Origin of the sequence: Streptomyces sp. NPDC090025 (assembly GCF_044748125.1) — a bacterium.
Lineage (GTDB): Bacteria > Actinomycetota > Actinomycetes > Streptomycetales > Streptomycetaceae > Streptomyces.
Genome location: NZ_JBIVFL010000017.1, coordinates 27,941 through 43,989, shown reverse-complemented (window position 1 = coordinate 43,989; position 16,049 = coordinate 27,941). Strand labels below are relative to the sequence as shown.

Annotated in this window: 12 protein-coding genes; 4 read left to right on the top strand and 8 right to left on the bottom strand. The window is 73.5% G+C overall.

Annotation, left to right across the window (positions count from 1 at the left end):
- Positions 1-73: 73 nt before the first annotated feature.
- The 4 genes from ACIPXM_RS30215 to ACIPXM_RS30200 form a co-directional block, all read right to left on the bottom strand.
- Entirely contained in the window at positions 74-2,620 is a 2,547-nt protein-coding gene (locus ACIPXM_RS30215) for a [protein-PII] uridylyltransferase (RefSeq protein ID WP_401661999.1), read from the bottom strand.
- Between the two features lie 125 nt (positions 2,621-2,745).
- Positions 2,746-3,084 (bottom strand): P-II family nitrogen regulator, encoded by a 339-nt coding sequence (locus tag ACIPXM_RS30210; RefSeq protein WP_004924863.1) that lies wholly within the window; start codon positions 3,082-3,084, stop codon positions 2,746-2,748.
- Entirely contained in the window at positions 3,081-4,472 is a 1,392-nt protein-coding gene (locus ACIPXM_RS30205) for an ammonium transporter (protein ID WP_401661997.1), read from the bottom strand. The genes ACIPXM_RS30210 and ACIPXM_RS30205 overlap by 4 nt, the downstream gene beginning before the upstream one ends.
- 356 nt (positions 4,473-4,828) lie before the next feature.
- Positions 4,829-6,304 (bottom strand): hypothetical protein, encoded by a 1,476-nt coding sequence (locus ACIPXM_RS30200; protein WP_401661995.1) that lies wholly within the window; start codon positions 6,302-6,304, stop codon positions 4,829-4,831.
- A gap of 452 nt (positions 6,305-6,756) precedes the next feature.
- On the opposite strand from ACIPXM_RS30200, the gene ACIPXM_RS30195 reads away from it, so the two are divergent.
- Positions 6,757-7,410 carry a bifunctional DNA primase/polymerase gene (locus ACIPXM_RS30195; RefSeq protein ID WP_401661992.1) on the top strand — a complete coding sequence of 218 codons (654 nt, stop codon included), beginning with the start codon at positions 6,757-6,759 and terminating at the stop codon, positions 7,408-7,410.
- A 108-nt stretch (positions 7,411-7,518) separates the two neighbouring features.
- Here the strand turns inward: ACIPXM_RS30195 and ftsY are convergent, their stop codons facing one another.
- The gene (gene ftsY, locus ACIPXM_RS30190) at positions 7,519-8,757 is read right to left on the bottom strand and encodes a signal recognition particle-docking protein FtsY (RefSeq protein ID WP_401661989.1); all 1,239 of its coding nucleotides are present in this window, start codon (positions 8,755-8,757) and stop codon (positions 7,519-7,521) included.
- An 87-nt stretch (positions 8,758-8,844) separates the two neighbouring features.
- Between ftsY and ACIPXM_RS30185 the strand changes: the two genes are divergently transcribed.
- The 3 genes from ACIPXM_RS30185 (at position 8,845) to ACIPXM_RS30175 (ending at position 12,952) form a co-directional block, all read left to right on the top strand.
- Positions 8,845-10,341 carry a cytosine permease gene (locus tag ACIPXM_RS30185; RefSeq protein WP_401661987.1) on the top strand — a complete coding sequence of 499 codons (1,497 nt, stop codon included), beginning with the start codon at positions 8,845-8,847 and terminating at the stop codon, positions 10,339-10,341.
- A gap of 54 nt (positions 10,342-10,395) precedes the next feature.
- On the top strand, positions 10,396-11,376 hold the full coding sequence (locus tag ACIPXM_RS30180) for an LLM class flavin-dependent oxidoreductase (RefSeq protein ID WP_401661985.1): 981 nt from the start codon (positions 10,396-10,398) through the stop codon (positions 11,374-11,376).
- A gap of 151 nt (positions 11,377-11,527) precedes the next feature.
- On the top strand, positions 11,528-12,952 hold the full coding sequence (locus ACIPXM_RS30175) for a S41 family peptidase (RefSeq protein ID WP_401661983.1): 1,425 nt from the start codon (positions 11,528-11,530) through the stop codon (positions 12,950-12,952).
- An 87-nt stretch (positions 12,953-13,039) separates the two neighbouring features.
- Here ACIPXM_RS30175 and ACIPXM_RS30170 read toward each other — a convergent pair whose 3' ends face one another.
- Genes ACIPXM_RS30170 through arcC form a run of 3 tightly spaced genes read right to left on the bottom strand, consistent with a single transcriptional unit; the run spans position 13,040 to position 15,878 of the window.
- Entirely contained in the window at positions 13,040-13,315 is a 276-nt protein-coding gene (locus ACIPXM_RS30170) for a hypothetical protein (protein WP_401661980.1), read from the bottom strand.
- Positions 13,315-14,919, bottom strand: coding sequence for a YfcC family protein (locus tag ACIPXM_RS30165; protein WP_401661978.1), 1,605 nt, complete (start codon positions 14,917-14,919; stop codon positions 13,315-13,317). The genes ACIPXM_RS30170 and ACIPXM_RS30165 overlap by 1 nt, the downstream gene beginning before the upstream one ends.
- On the bottom strand, positions 14,916-15,878 hold the full coding sequence (gene arcC / locus ACIPXM_RS30160; RefSeq protein ID WP_401661975.1) for a carbamate kinase: 963 nt from the start codon (positions 15,876-15,878) through the stop codon (positions 14,916-14,918). The genes ACIPXM_RS30165 and arcC overlap by 4 nt, the downstream gene beginning before the upstream one ends.
- Between the last annotated feature and the right edge of the window lie 171 nt (positions 15,879-16,049).

Sequence of the window (16,049 nt, the reverse complement as noted above, 5' to 3'; positions counted from 1 at the left end):
CCGCCGGGCCCGTACGGCCGGAGCTTCCGGTACGGCCGGGGCGGCGCCGCCCCGGCCGTACCGGACGGGCCGCTCAGGCCAGCGCGGCCTCCAGTGTCCTCGCGAGTCCTGCGGCGTCCTCGGGCGCGAGCGGGGAGCCGTCCGGCCTGGTCACGTACAGGGTGTCGACGGCGTTGGCGCCGAGGGTGGAGACATGGGCGCTGCGGACCCGGACGTCGGCGCCCTCCAGGGCGCGGCCGATGCGGTGGAGGAGTCCCGGGGCGTCCTGGGCGCGGACTTCCAGGACGGTGGCGTGCCGGGAGGCGGCGGGGGCGACGGTGACCCGGGGCGGGGGCGCGGTGACGCCGCGGCGGCGGGGCTGGGCGGCGTCGCGTTCGGCGAGCCGGGCTGGGACGTCGAGGGAGCCGTCGAGGGCGCGGACGAGGTCGGCGCGCAGCCGGTGGGCCTCGGGGAGCGAGCCGTACTCGGCGGCGACCCGCCAGTTGAGGACGAGGACGGCGGGGGCGGGGGCCGGGCCGGGTCCGGGGTGGTCGAGCTCGGCGGGCAGGGCGACGGCGCGGAGGTCGGCGGCGCGGACGGTGAGGCGGTGCAGGGCGAGGACTCCGGCGACGGCGGGGAGCACGCCGGGGCGTTCGGGGAGCGCGACGAGCAGTTCGACGCCCACCAGGCTCACGCCCCCCGCTCCCCCGGCGGGCCCGCCGGACCCATCGGGCCCGGCCGCCGCCCCGGCGTCGTCGGGGCCGGGTTCGGTGCGCAGGGTGAGGACGGGTTCGCCGGTGCGCAGGGCCTCGATCGCGAGGCGTTCCTGGGCGGCGCTGGGCGCGGCGGCCTCGGGGTCGGGCGGTTCGTCGCCCGCGAGGACGGCGGTGACGCGTTTGACGAGGTCGGCGACGAGGGAGGCGCGCCAGGTGGACCAGGCGGCGGGTCCGGTGGCGAGGGCGTCGGCCTCGGTGAGGGCGTGCAGGAGTTCGAGGGCGCCGGTGCTGCCGACGGCGTCGGCGACGGTCCGTACGGTGGCGGGGTCGTCGAGGTCGCGGCGGGTGGCGGTGTCGACGAGCAGCAGGTGGTGGCGGACGACGGTGGCGATGACGGCGACGTCGGCGGGGTCGAAGCCGACGCGGGCGGCGACGTCGCGGGCGATGGTCTCGCCCGCGAGGGAGTGGTCGCCGGGCCAGCCCTTGCCGATGTCGTGCAGCAGGGCGGCGATCAGGAGCAGGTCGGGGCGGTGCACGCGGCGGGTGAGGTGGGCGGCGCGGACGGCGGTCTCGACGAGGTGGCGGTCGACGGTCCAGGTGTGGACGGGGTTGCGCTGGGGGCGGCAGCGGACGCGTTCCCAGTCGGGCAGCAGCCGGGTCACGAGTCCTTCGGCCTCCAGGGCCTCCCAGACGGGGACTGTGGTGGCGCCCGCGCCGAGCAGGGTGACGAGGGCTTCGCGGGCCTCGGCGGGCCAGGGCACCGGCAGGGGTGCGGCGGTGGCGGCGAGGCGGCGGACGGCGTGCGGGGAGAGCGGCAGCCCGGCCTGGGCGGCCGCGGCGGCGGCGCGCAGCGGGAGGACGGGGTCGCGTTCGGGGCGGGCGCCGAGGGCGAGGACGGCCTCGCCGTCCATCTCGACGACGCCTTCGGCGAGCGGGGTGCGGGCGACGGGCGGTTTCGCGCCGCCGGGGCGTGCGCCGCCGGTGCGGGCGCCCCGGCCGCCGAGGAGGCCGCGGAGCCGGGCCGGGCGGGCGGAGCGGGCCTTGATGACGCGGCCGACCTCGCGCCAGGTGACGTCGGAGGCGTACGCGATGACGCGGGCGGCCTCGTACACCTCGCGGAGCAGGGTGTCGGCGTCGAGGAGGCCGAGTTCGGCGGCGACGGCGTCCTGTTCCTGGAGGGCGAGCCGGTCGGTGGCGCGGCCGGTGGCGAGGTGGAGGGCGTCGCGGGTGTCGAGGAGGCGGCGGCGGGCGTCGCCGAGTCCTTCGCGGGGGGCGTCGGCGAGCCAGGACGCGGCGACGGCGTCGAGGGCGTGGGCGTCGCGGAGGCCGCCGCGGGCTTCCTTGAGGTCGGGTTCGAGGAGGGCGGCGAGTTCGCCGGAGCGTTCGGCGCGGTCGCGGCAGAGGGCGGCGAGTTCGGGGAGGCGGCGGACGGCCTGGTTGCGCCAGTCGGCGAGGACGGTGCCGCGCAGGGCGGTGACGAGTCCGGCGTCGCCCGCGACGGTGCGGGCGTCGAGGAGGCCGAGCTGGACCTTGAGGTCGTCGGCGGCGGTCTTGACGGCCTCGGTGGTGGTACGGACGGAGTGGTCGAGGGCGAGGCCGAGGTCCCACACGGGGTACCAGACGCGGTCGGCGAGGGCGGCGACGGCGCCGGGGTCGGCGCGGCCGTCGGTGAGGAGCAGCAGGTCGAGGTCGCTGCGCGGGGAGAGTTCGCCGCGGCCGTAGCCGCCGACGGCGACGAGGGCGGTGCCGGGTGGCGGTGCGGCGGCGGCGTAGAGCGCGGCCAGCCAGTCGTCGGTGAGGCGGGCGAGGGCGGTACGCCGGGGCGGCCCGGTCCGCGTCTTCTCGGTGAGAAGGCGCAGCCGGGCCGCCGCGTAGCCGCTGGGTCCCTGGTCTTCGGTTTCCGTTGTCACATCGAGGCTGGTCACCAGCGGTGTCCCCTGTTCTTACCCGTGCGCGTAACCCCGTGGCCGTGTCCGGGGTCGGGCCCCGGGTACGGGTCCTGCGTGCTGAGTGCTGCGGGTGGCGGGCGGTTCGAGGCCGGACCGGAGGGTCAGAGTGCGTCCGGGCCGCGTTCGCCGGTGCGGACGCGGACGGCGGTCTCGACCGGCACGCTCCACACCTTGCCGTCTCCGATCTTGCCGGTTCTGGCGGCCTTCACGACGACGTCGATGAGCTGTTCGGCGTCGTCGTCCTCGACCAGGACCTCGATGCGGATCTTCGGGACGAGGTCGACGGTGTACTCGGCGCCCCGGTAGACCTCGGTGTGGCCGCGCTGGCGGCCGTAGCCGCTGGCCTCGGTGACGGTGAGGCCGTGGACGCCGAACGCCTGCAGGGCCTCCTTGATCTCGTCGAGCCGGTGCGGCTTCACGACCGCGGTGATGAGCTTCATGCGTCCACCTTCTTGTCCGCCTTGCTGTCCGCCTTGTCGTGCTCCGCCGTGGCGCTCTCGGCCGTGCTCGCGACCGGGGCGGGTACGGCCGTGGCGCGTCCGGCGATGCCGCCGCCCGCCCCGCTGAAGTCGTACGCGGTCTCGGCGTGTTCGACCTGGTCGATGCCGGAGACCTCGACGTCCTCGGTGACCCGCATGCCCATCGCCTTGTCGATGGCCAGGGCGAGGAGCGCGGAGACGATCAGAGAGTAGGCGAGGACGGCGAGGACGCCGACGGCCTGCTTGCCGAGCTGTTCGAGTCCGCCGCCGTAGAAGAGGCCCTTGGCGTCGGACTGGACGCCGCCGGTGGCGAAGAAGCCGACGAGGAGGGAGCCGACGACGCCGCCGACCAGGTGGACGCCGACGACGTCGAGGGAGTCGTCGTAGTTGAAGCGGTACTTCAGGCCGACGGCCATGGCGCACAGGAGTCCGGCGACGGCGCCGATCGCGATGGCGCCGAGCGGGGAGCAGGAACCGCCCGAAGGGGTGATGGCGACGAGTCCGGCGACGGCGCCGGAGGCGGCGCCGAGGGTGGTGAAGGAGCCGTGCCGGAGCTTCTCGTACGCGAGCCAGGCGAGCATGGCGGCGGCGGTGGCGACCTGGGTGTTGACGAACATGACGGCGCCGACGCCGTCGTCGTTGCCGAGCCAGGATCCGGCGTTGAAGCCGAACCAGCCGAACCAGAGGAGTCCGGCGCCGAGCATGACGAGCGGGAGGCTGTGCGGGCGCATCGGGTCCTTCTTGAAGCCGACGCGCTTGCCGATGACGAGGATGACGCCGAGGGCGGCGGCACCGGCGTTGATGTGGACGGCGGTGCCGCCCGCGAAGTCGATGACGCCCATCTCGAAGAGCCAGCCGCCCGCGCCCCACACCCAGTGCGCGACCGGGAAGTAGACGAGGGTGACCCAGAGGGTGATGAACAGGGCCCAGGCGCTGAACTTGACCCGGTCGGCGAGGGCGCCGCTGATCAGGGCGGGCGTGATGATGGCGAACATCAGCTGGAAGACGGCGAAGACGTACACCGGGATGGTGTAGCCGTCCCAGAGTTCGGTGAGTCCGATGCCGCCGAGGCCGACGTAGTCGGAGGACCAGCCGACGAGGGAGCCGGTGTCGGTGCCGAAGGCGATGCTGAAGCCGTAGAGCACCCACAGGATCGTGACGATCCCGAGGCTGATGAAGCTCATCATCAGCATGTTGAGGGTGGACTTGACGCGGACCATGCCTCCGTAGAAGAAGGCCAGGGCCGGGGTCATCAGCATGACCAGGGCGGAGCAGATGAGCATGAACCCGGTGTTCGCGGCGGACAGGGTGGGCGTGTCCGCCGCCAGGGTCGTGATGGCTGCTGCCATCGGCGTCTCCTCGTCGTCGTTGCGGCCTGTGCGGGGCGGGGCCGAGGGGGGCGGGGCCGTGGGGGGCCGGTTATGCGCCAGAGATTCGCGCAGGCCGGTTTCCGCCGATGCCGCTCGATGTTTCGCCGCGGTGACAAGGGGGCGGGGCGTGTTACGCGACCGTGAACGGCCGGTGGCCGGGCCGGTGGGAGGGGCCGCCGGAAAAGGACCGGCCGCGTCGACCGTCCGTGTGTCCTTGCGGCGGGGGAGCCGAGTCGGGGCTTCACGGGACGGCCGGCGCGGCCGGGGTGTGCGGGACCGGTGCGGTACGGGGTACGGGGCCGGTCGGGGCGGAGCAGCGGGGTGCGGGGCGGGGGTCAGACGGCTTCGGCGGTCTCCGGGAGCAGCGCGGTGAGCCGGTCGGTGAGGTGGAGGACCTCGGCGACGTCGCCGAAGTCGCGGGCGGCGGTGTCGACGGTCTTGCGCAGTCGGGTGTTGACCCGTTCGGAGCGGACCTTGCGGGCGATGCCGAGGGCCTTCTCGGCGAGGACGACGGACTGCTCGGGCTCGCGCTTGAGGAGGTGGACGGTGGCCATGCCGATGAGGTTGAGGGCGTACGAGCGCTGGTGCTCGGGGTCCTTCTCGAAGAGGTCGACGGCCCGTTCCATGACGGGTTCGGCGAGCGAGGCGTAGGTGGGCGAGCGTCCGGCGACATAGGCGAGGTCGCGGAAGGAGTGGGAGTTCTCGCCGTTGAGTTCGGCCTCGGAGAAGAAGCGGATCCAGTCGGGCTCGGGTTCGCCGTCGAGTCCGACGTCGGCGAAGGTGTCCTCGGCCATCCGCACGGCCCGCTTGCACTTGGAGGGCTGGCCCATGTTGGCGTAGGCGCGGGCCTCCATCGCATACAGCATGGCCTGGGTGCGGGAGGTGGCGCAGTCGCGACTGCCGTACTGGGCGAGGTGGATGAGTTCGAGGGCGTCGTCGGGTCTGCCGAGGTGGATCATCTGGCGGCTCATCGAGGACAGGATGTACGAGCCGAGCGGCTTGTCCCCGGCCTCCTTGGCGGCGTGCAGGGCGAGCACGAAGTACTTCTGGGCGGTGGGCTGGAGGCCCACGTCGTAGCTCATCCAGCCGGCGAGTTCGGCGAGTTCGGCGGCGCAGGTGAACAGGCGCTGGGCGATGGCGGGCGGCTGGTTCTCCTGGAGGAGGTCGGTGACCTCGTGGAGCTGGCCGACGACGGCCTTGCGGCGCAGTCCGCCGCCGCACTGGGCGTCCCACTGGCGGAACATGGCGGTGGTGGATTCGAGGAGGTCGAGTTCGACCGGGGAGAGCCGGTGCGGGCGCCGGTCGGGTTCGGCGGGTCCTGGGCGTTCGGTGTCGGTGAGCGGGGTGGGCACCAGCCAGCGCTGCATGGGTTCGATGAGCGCGGGTCCGGCGGCGAGCTGGAGCGAGGAGCCGAGGAAGCCGCGGCGGGCGAGCATGAGGTCGCTGCGGGAGAACTCGCTGAGCAGCGAGACGGTCTGGGGTCCGGCCCAGGGCAGGTCGACGCCGGAGACGGACGGCGACTGGTGGGCGGTGCGCAGGCCGAGGTCCTCGATGGCGACGACGGAGCCGAAGCGCTCGGAGAACAGCTCGGAGAGGATCCGCGGGATGGGTTCGCGGGGCTGCTCGCCGTCGAGCCAGCGGCGCACCCGGGAGGTGTCGGTGGAGATGTGGTGCGCGCCCATCTGCCGGGCCCGGCGGTTCACCTGGCGCGCCAGCTCGCCCTTCGACCAGCCGCTGCGCACGAACCAGGAGCTCAAGAGCTCGTTCGGGCGCTTGCCGGCAGTCGTACCGTCTGCGCCGTTGCCGCCCACTGGAACGCCCCCATCCACGTGATGTCTTCGCGTACCCCTGCCAGGATGCCGTGTCGTACGGTTCCCGTCCGGTGTTTGTACTCCTTCGAACGGAAGACCGGGTTGCCTCCGGCATACCCGTGCGCGCACTTTCTCCGGGGTTCGTGTACCGAAGGTAATCCTACGATCACCCGTCCGGGCATGGCGTTTCAAGAAACGCCACCATTCGCCACCCCTTCGAATGAACTCCCCCTGCACGGAACGCGATTCACTTGACAGGCGAAGGATCGGGGTCGGTGAACCGGGGCGCGAAGAGGCGCGCGCCAGGGTCCGCACCACCGGTCGCACCACCGGGCGCCGTGCGGTCGGCGCGGGGGCGGCCGGGCGGGTCGGAGCCGGGGCGGCGCGTGGCGGCGTGTGACGGTGCCTGTCCGGTCCGTAACCACCGGCGCGTTCGACCCGTTGGAGGGGGCATGGGCTTCACGATCGGCGGCATCCGTGAGATGCGCACCGGCTCACGGCGCCGCGTCCGCACCACGGAGTGCACAGCGGTGGCCGAGTACACAGGACTGTGGGGCTGGGACGTGGTCCCGGGCACCCGGGCGGCCGCCGGGCGCTGCTCCTGCGGTGATCCGGCGTGTACGGCTCCGGGGGCGCATCCGCTGGCGTTCGCCGAGCCGGTCCCGGCGGGCGCCGGGCTCGATGTGGCGACGAAGGCGTGGTCGGAGTACCCGGGTGCGGCGGTGCTGCTGCCGGTCGGGCGTTCCTTCGACGTGATCGAGGTGGCCGAGGAGGCGGGCCGCCGGGCGCTGGTGCGCCTTGAGCGGATGGGGCTGCCGCTGGGCCCGGTGTGCGCGACGCCGACGGGCCGGGCCCGGTTCTTCGTGGCGCCGGGCGCGGCGGCCGAGCTGCCGCGGCTGCTGTACCGGATGGGCTGGGACGACGCGGATCTGGATCTGCACGGGATCGGTCCCGGCGGGCATGTGACGGCGCCGCCGTCGGACCTGGGCGGGCTCGGGCCGGTGCGCTGGCTGCGGCCGCCGACCCTGGACACGGCGGGGGCGCCGCCGCAGGCGCGGTTGCTGCTCGGCACCCTCGCGTACATCTGCCACCGCACCCACTGCTGAGGCCCGCTCCCCCACCCGTACGCCCCCCGTACGCCGCCGTACCAACACCGAAGGGCCCCCGCCGCTGACTGCGCGGCGGGGGCCCTTCGCGGAGCCGGTGCGGCGGGGTCAGTCGCCGATCAGGGCGTCGACGAAGGCGCCCGGCTCGAACGGGGCCAGGTCGTCGGGGCCCTCGCCGAGGCCGACGAGCTTGACCGGGACGCCCAGCTCGCGCTGGACGGCGATGACGATGCCGCCCTTGGCGGTGCCGTCGAGCTTGGTCAGGACGATGCCGGTGATGTCGACGACCTCGGCGAAGACACGGGCCTGGATGAGGCCGTTCTGGCCGGTGGTGGCGTCGAGGACGAGCAGCACCTCGTCGAGCGGGCCGTGCTTCTCGACGACGCGCTTGACCTTGCCGAGCTCGTCCATGAGGCCGGTCTTGGTGTGCAGCCGGCCGGCGGTGTCGATGAGGACGACGTCGGCCTTCTCGGCGATGCCCTCCTTGACCGCGTCGAAGGCGATGGAGGCGGGGTCGCCGCCCTCCGGGCCGCGCACGGTACGGGCGCCGACCCGGTCGCCCCAGGTCTGCAGCTGGTCGGCGGCGGCGGCGCGGAAGGTGTCGGCGGCGCCGAGCACGACGGACCTGCCGTCGGCGACCAGGACCCGGGCGAGCTTGCCGGTGGTGGTGGTCTTGCCGGTGCCGTTGACGCCGACGACCATCACGACACCGGGGACGTCCTCGGGGCTCTCGGTCTTCACCGCGCGGTCCAGGTCGGGGCCGAGCAGGGCGACCAGCTCCTCGCGGAGCAGCCCGCGCAGCTCCTCGGGGGTGCGGGTGCCGAGGACCTTGACGCGCTCGCGGAGCCGCTCGACGAGTTCCTGGGTGGGTGCGACGCCGACGTCGGCCGTGAGGAGGGTCTCCTCGATCTCCTCCCAGGTGTCCTCGTCCAGGTGCTCGCGGGACAGCAGGGTGAGCAGTCCCTTGCCGAGCGAGTTCTGGGAGCGGGCGAGCCGGGCGCGCAGCCGGACCAGGCGTCCCGCGGTGGGCTCGGGCACCTCGATCTCGGGCGCGGCGGGCTCGGCGGCGGGGGCCGGGGCGACCGGGTCCTCGACGGCGGCGGGGGTCTCGACGGCCTCGGCGGTGGCCGGGAGCTCGACCTCCTCGACCGTGCGGCGTGGTTCGTCCCGCGGTGTCTCCGCCTCGTCGCCGACGTGCGGCTCGGCGGGCGGAGCGGTGATGGTCGGCGTGGTGGACGGCGGCTGGGCGGGCGGCAGCTGCTTCTTCTTGCGACCGCTTACCACGAGCCCGCCGGTCACGGCGACCGCGACGACCAGAGCGATGACTACAGCAAGGATGAGTTCCATAACGCGTCCAGTATCGGCCACGCGGAGCGCCCGGGCGGAGCACGTAGGCTGGATGACTCCCCCACATCCGTACGACGGAGTACATCCATGTCCCACCCCTCCGAGACCGACGGCGCGGCGGCAGACGGCGCGCCCGGCGGTTCCACCCTGGAGAGCCGCGGCCTCGAGCCCGTGCCCGACGCCGAGCGGACCGGCCGGGTCCGTGAGCTGTTCCCGACCTGGGTCGCGGCCAACATCAGTGTGTTGCTGCTCACCATGGGCGCGGGTCTGATCGTGTTCAACGGGCTGAACTTCTGGCAGGTCCTGCTGGTGGCGGTGGCCGCGCCGGTGCTCTCGTACGGGATCGTCGGGGTGATCTCGATCGCGGGCAAGCGGGGCGGGGCGCCGGGCATGGCGTTGTCGCGGGCGGTGTTCGGGCAGCGCGGAAACCTTTTTCCCGGCTCGCTGATCTGGGTGGCGCGCTGGGGCTGGGAGACGATCAACGCGGTCACCGGTGCCTACGCGGTGCTCACCGTCCTCGATCTGCTCTTCGATGTGAAGTCGAACACCTTCCTCATCGTGGTGACGCTGCTGGCGTTCGTGTCGTGCACGTTCCTGGTGTCCGGGCTCGGCATCAACGCGCTGCGGGTGTGCAGCCGCTGGTCGACGTACCTCTTCGGCGCCTTCTCGGTGCTGGTGCTCGTGTACCTGGTGGCGAACACGGACTGGGACGCGGTGTTCGCGAAGCCGGCCGGTTCGACGGCGATGCTGGTGGCCGGCATCGGCACGATCGCGGCCGGTGGCATCAGCTGGGTGCCGTCGGGCCCCGACTTCACCCGCTATCTGCCGCGTACGGCGTCCTCGAAGGGCGTGGTGGGCTCGACGGTCGGCGGCGCGGGCATCGTGGTGCTGCCGATGGTCCTGATGGGCGCGGTGATGGCGGTGTCGACGCCGGACCTGGCGTCGGCGCAGGACCCGGTGTCGTTCATCGGTGAGCTGCTGCCGATGTGGATCTCGGTGCCGTACCTGGTGATCGCGCTGATCGGGATGCTCCTGATCAACTCGATGTCGATGTACTCGGCGGGCTTCACCGCGCAGACGCTGGGCATCAAGGTGTCGCGGGCGGCGGCGGTGAGCGTGAACGCGGTGATCAGCCTGGTCTTCGGGTTCCTACTGATGGTGGTGGCGACCAGCTTCATCGGCTCGTTCATCTCGTTCCTGACGCTGCTCGCGGTGGCGTTCTCGGCGTGGATCGGTGTGTTCGGCGTGGACATGCTGCACCGCAAGTCGTACGACGCGGCGGCGCTGATGGACACCACGCGGACCAGTGCCTACTGGTACCGGGGCGGTTTCGCCTGGCAGGCGATGACGGCGTGGGCCGTGGCCCTGGTGGCGGGGCTGCTGTTCACCAAGGTCGACTGGTTCGCCGGTCCGCTGGCCTCGTCGTGGATCGGGACGAACGGTCTTGGCTGGGCGGCGACGATCGTGGTGGCCGGTGTGCTGTACGCGGTGCTGCCGCGGCGGCGTCCGGCGGCGGCCCCCACCGCCCCGGCCGCCCTCGCGGACGAGCCCGAGGCCGAGGAGCGCACGACCGTTTCCATCTGACGCTTCGTCAGCTACCGTCCCCCTCCACGACGCACCCGTGGAGGGGGACTTCCCATGCCGTTCACCGTCGTCCGTTTCAACCTGGTCGATCCGCAGGCCGATCCGGTGTCCCTGTCGGCCCGCTACCGGGCGGCGGTGGAGATGGCGGCGCACGCCGACGCGCACGGCGTGGACACCGTGCAGACCGAGGAGCACCACGGCGCCGCCAACAACTGGCTGCCGTCGCCGTTCGCGTTCGCGGGCGCGGTGTTCGGCGCGACCAAGCGGATCGCGGTCACGGTGTCGGCGATCATCGGCCCGCTGCACGACCCGCTGCGGCTCGCCGAGGAGATCGCGGTCCTGGACCTGCTGAGCGGCGGCCGGCTGGTGACGGTGGCGGGGATCGGCTACCGGCCCGAGGAGTACGAGGAGCGCGGCGTCGACTGGGGCAGGCGCGGCAAGCTCCAGGATGTGCTCCTGGAGACGCTGCTGGCCGCCTGGTCGGGCGAGCCCTTCACGTACCAGGGCCGTACGGTACGGGTCACCCCGCGGCCCTTCACCCAGCCGCATCCGCTGCTGCTCGTCGGCGGCTCCTCGCGGGCGGCGGCCCGCCGGGCGGCCCGGCTGGGGCTGCCGCTGTTCCCGAGCGCGCATCTGCCGGAGCTCGAGACGTACTACCAGGAGCAGTGCGCGGCGCACGGCACGGAGGGCTGGACGATGATGCCCGCCCGGGAGACCCCGCTGCTGTACGTGGCGGAGGACCCGGACCGGACCTGGGCGGAGCTCGGCGGGCACTTCCTGCACGAGGCGCGGACCTACGCGTCCTGGCAGTCGAAGGACATCCGCTCGGCGGTGAAGTCGACCGCGACGACGGTGGCGGAGCTGCGCGCCGAGGGCGTCTACCGGGTGGTGACCCCGGACGAGTGCGTGGCGCTCGGCGCCGAGTTGGACAGTCTGGTGCTGCATCCGCTGTGCGGCGGGATGCCGCTGGAGGAGGGGTGGCGGTGCGTGCGGCTGTTCTGCGACGAGGTGCTGCCCCGGCTGAAGGCCGCCTGACGCCGCGTCGGCGGGTCTGGGGGGGTGGGCGGATCAGGGCGGGGCGGGGGCTGGCCCCACCCGGGACACACCGGAGTGCCGGATGGCCGGTCGGCGGCCGGGCCGGTGATCCTGGTGCCGTCCGAACGATCACCCACCGGAAGGCACCCTCGTGCGCATGGTCATGGCCACCGCCGTCGTCCTTGCCCTGGTCGGCGCGGTGGCGGCACCGGCCACCACGGCCGGTCCGCGGGCCACGTCCGACCCCTCCGCCACGTCCCGTCCACCGGCCGTCGACGGATTCTGGCGGATGGACGGCTACGGCACGGTGCTGTCCGTCCAGGACGGCACCCTTCAGGAGTACCAGACCACCGCCGTCAGCTGTCTCCAGGGCGACTCGGCCACCCGGACCGCCCCCGGCAGCCCCGTGTTCACCGCGCCGGACGGCACCGTCCTCACCCTGCGCGCCGGGGCGGACGGCGTCCACGCGTCGCTGCGCGCGGACGGCTCCGTCGGCAGCCGGGGCCTGCGGCGCGTCGGCGCGCTGCCCGACGCCTGCGGGCGCCCGGCCGCCGGGGACCCGCTGGCCGCCTTCGACGTCTTCTGGCAGACCTTCGAGGAGAACTACCCCTTCTTCGCGGCCAAGGGTGTCGACTGGCACCAGGTCCGCGCGCGGTACCGCCCCCGGGTGCACGCCGGGACGACGCGGGACGAGCTGTTCGCCGTCTTCAGCGAGATGACGGGGCCGCTGCGGGACGCCCACGTCGCCGTCCAGGACGGCCGCCGCGTCTTCTACCAGGTCCGCGCGGGGACCGTCCTGCCCAGCGAGGAACTGGACGCCAGGGTGAAGCAGTTCGTCGTGGCGCGCGACCTCAAGGACGCGACCGGCCTGACGGAGTTCGCCAGGGGGCGGATCAGCTACGCCGACCTGCCCGGCGACCGGGGCTATCTGCGGATCTCCGGCTTCGGCGGGTACACGGACGACGACAACGCCCCGTACACCGCCGAGCTGGCCGAACTCGACCGGGCGCTCGACACGGTGTTCGACCGGGAGCGGGTGCGGCGGCTGCGGGGCCTGGTCGTCGACCTGCGGATCAACGGCGGCGGCTCCGACGCGCTGGGCATCCGGATCGCCGGGCGCCTCACCGACTCCCGGTACCTCGCCTACGCCAAGCGGGTCCGCAACGATCCGGCCGACCCCGGCCGGCACACCCGGCCCGAACCCGTGTACGTCACGCCCGCGAAGGCTCCCCGCTACACCGGGCCGGTGGCCGTGCTGACCGGCGGTTCCACCGTCAGCGCGGGTGAGACCTTCACCCAGGCCCTGCTGGACCGGCCGGGCCGGACGGTCCGGATCGGGCAGTCCACGCAGGGCGTCTTCTCGGACGTGATGACCCGCGCGCTGCCGAACGGCATGGCGGCCTGGCTGCCGAACGAGGAGTTCCTGACCCGCTCGGGCCGCACCTTCGACGGCACCGGCGTGCCGCCGCACCTCGTCGAGCCGGTCTTCACCGAGGAGGAGTTCGCCGCCGGACGGGACTCGGCCTTCGACCGGGCCCTGGAGGTCCTGCGGGACCGTGGCGGGGCCACGGGCTGACCCGCTCGCGGAGCAGCGGGACGCCCACGGGAACCGGTGGTTCCCGTGGGCGTCGTCGCTGTCCAGGCGGGTGCGGTAGGTGTTCGGTCAGCCGGTCTCCTCCTCCCGCCGCAGGACGCGGCGCACCTTGCGGGCGCCCTCCCAGCCCCGGCAGACCACGAGCACCACGTCGTTGCCCGCCACGCACCCCAGGGTGCCGGTCCCGGGCGCCGCGTCGATCAGGGACGCGACGTACCGGGCACCGCCGGGCAGGGTGTGCAGCATCAGCGTGGCGCCCGCCTGCTCGACCCGGATGACCAGGTCCGCCGCCGGGAGCGGCGGTCCCTCCACCGGGCGGCGCGCCGCCGGGGCCGGGCCCGTCATCAGCCCATCACCGCCCCGAGGAGCATGAACCCGACGCACAGCACCAGCAGGGCGGCGACGAGCGGGATGACGAACTTGAGGTACCGGTCGTAGCGGACCTTCGCGAGGGCGAGACCGCCCATGATGACGGCGGAGGTCGGCGTCACCAGGTTCACCAGGCCGGAGGCCGACTGGTAGGCCGTGACCACCATGCCGCGCTGCACCCCGGCGAAGTCGGCGAGCGGGGCGAGGATCGGCATGGCGAGGGTGGCGTGTCCCGACGAGGACGGTACGAAGAAGGCCAGCGGGATGTTGACCAGGAAGGTGAGCACCGCGAACAGGCCCGAACTGGTGCCCTCCACCGCCTTGTTGAGGACGTTGAGGATGGTGTCGGTGATCTGGGCGTTGTTCATGATGACCGTGACGCCACGGGCCAGGACGATGATGAGGGCGGCGCCGATGAAGTCGCCCGCGCCCACCACCAGGGCGTCGACGGTGCCCTTCTCGCCGAGTCCGGAGATCAGGCCGATGACGATGCCGGCGACCAGGAAGAGACCGGCGAGCTCGGGGAAGTACCAGCCGAGGGTGGGGACGGCGGTGATGCCGAACTCCTCCCACGGGATCACCGAGAAGATCATCAGCACGAAGGTGGCGGCGAAGACCGCGAGGACCGCCTTGTGCCGTCCGGTCAGCGGGCCGGTCGCGGCGGGCCCGTCGGCCGTCGCCCCGGCTCCGCCGCCGTCCGTGCCGTCGGCGGCGAGCGAGGCCGCCGGGTCGCGGGCGACCCGCTTGGCGTAGCGCAGCACGAAGGCGATGGCGGTGCCGGTCAGCACGAGCCACATCAGCAGCCGCAGCACGATGCCGTCGCCGGTCCCGATGCCCGCGGAGGCCGAGGCCACTCCGGTGGCGAACGGGTTGACGGTCGAGGCCAGGGTGCCGACGCCCGCGCCGACCATGATGATCGCGGCGCCCACCATCCGGTCGAAGCCGAGGCTCAGCGCGAGCGGCACGACGAGGGCGTAGAACCCGAGGGTCTCCTCCGCCATGCCGTACGTCGTACCGCCGAGCGAGAAGACCAGCATCAGGGCGACGATCAGCAGCGTCCTGCGGTGGGCGAGCCGTCCGGCGAGGCGGCCGATGCCCGCGTCGAGGGCGCCGGAACGCATGGCCACGGTGATGAAGGCGCCGACGGCGAGGATGAAGAGGAAGACGGCCGCCGCGCCCATCAGGGAGCCGTCGCCGCCGGGTCCGGTGTGGCCCTCGGCGCCGGTGACGCCGTAGAGGCCGTTGGCCGGGGAGAGGAAGAGGTCGCTCAGCCGGTCGAGGAAGGACGCCGAGGAATCGACCTGGTGGTACGAGCCGGGGATCGGGGCGCCGTCCGCGTCGAGCTTGTAGGCGCCGGGCGGGATGAGGAAGGCGAGCAGCCACACGCCGAGGGTGACGATGCCGAGGATGGTGAAGGCGCTCGGGAAGCGGAAGTTCTTCTCGGGCTTGGCGACGGGCGGCTGCTCGGGGGGCGGCCGGTCGGAGGGGTCGTCCTGGACGACGGGGCCGGTGCCCGGGTCCGGTGCGCCGTCGGGGTCGGTCCCCGGGTCGACGGGCCGGTCGGGCATGAGCGTGCTCATGAGATCCCGCCGGCCCTGACGCGTGCTGCGGTGAGCAGGGCCTCGGCGTCGCCGCTGGGCGTGACCACCGTTCCGGCCTTGCCGCGCAGGATGTCGGCGACGTCCTCCAGGGCGCCGATGGCGGCCATGTCGCCGGTCAGTTCGACGAAGCGGCAGACGGCGTCCACCTTGGGGCCCATCGAACCGGCCGGGAAGTTCTCGGCGCGCAGCGCGGCCGGGGTGGTGTGGGCGATCTCCTCGGCCTCGGGGGTGCCGAAGCCGCGGACCACCCGGGGCACGTCGGTGAGCAGGATCAGCGCGTCGGCTTCGAGGGCCTCGGCGAGCAGCGCCGCGGTGAGGTCCTTGTCGACGACGGCCTCGACGCCGGTGAGGCTGCCGCCCTCGTCCCGGACGACGGGGACTCCGCCGCCGCCCGCGCAGACGGCGATGACGCCCTGGTCGAGCAGCATCCGGATCAGCCGGGTCTCGACGATCCTGGCGGGCTGCGGGGATGGCACCACCCGGCGCCAGTGGGCGCCGTCCTGGCGGACGGTCCAGTCGCGTTCGGCGGCGAGGGCGCGGGCGGTCGCCTCGTCGTAGACCTGGCCGACGAACTTGGTGGGGTCGGTGAAGGCGGGGTCGGCGACGGACACCAGGGTCTGGTTGATCAGGGAGCAGACCTGGCGGCCGGGGAGGGCGTTCTGCAGCGACTGGAGGAGCCAGTAGCCGATCATGCCCTGGGTCTCGGCGCCCAGCACGTCGAAGGGGTAGGGGCTGCTGAGGGCCGGGTCGGCGGCGCTCTGCAGGGCGAGCACGCCGACCTGGGGGCCGTTGCCGTGGGTGACCACGAGCTCGTGCTCCTCGGCCAGCGGGGCCAGCGCGGCCACGGCCTGGCGCACATTGGCCAGCTGGATGTCGGCGTCGGGCTTGTCCCCGCGCCTGAGCAGGGCGTTTCCGCCCAGAGCCACGACTACACGCACCGGAGTCTCCGTTCGGTGGAATGCGAGGGAAGGAAAGGAAGGAAGGGGGGAGAGGGAGGGGGCGGGGTCCGGGCCGGACCGGGTCCCCCCCCCGCCCCGGCCGCCCGCCCGACGGCCCCGCGGCGCACCCCCCCCGCCGCCCCCCCCAACACCCCCTGGAGGGGTGACAAC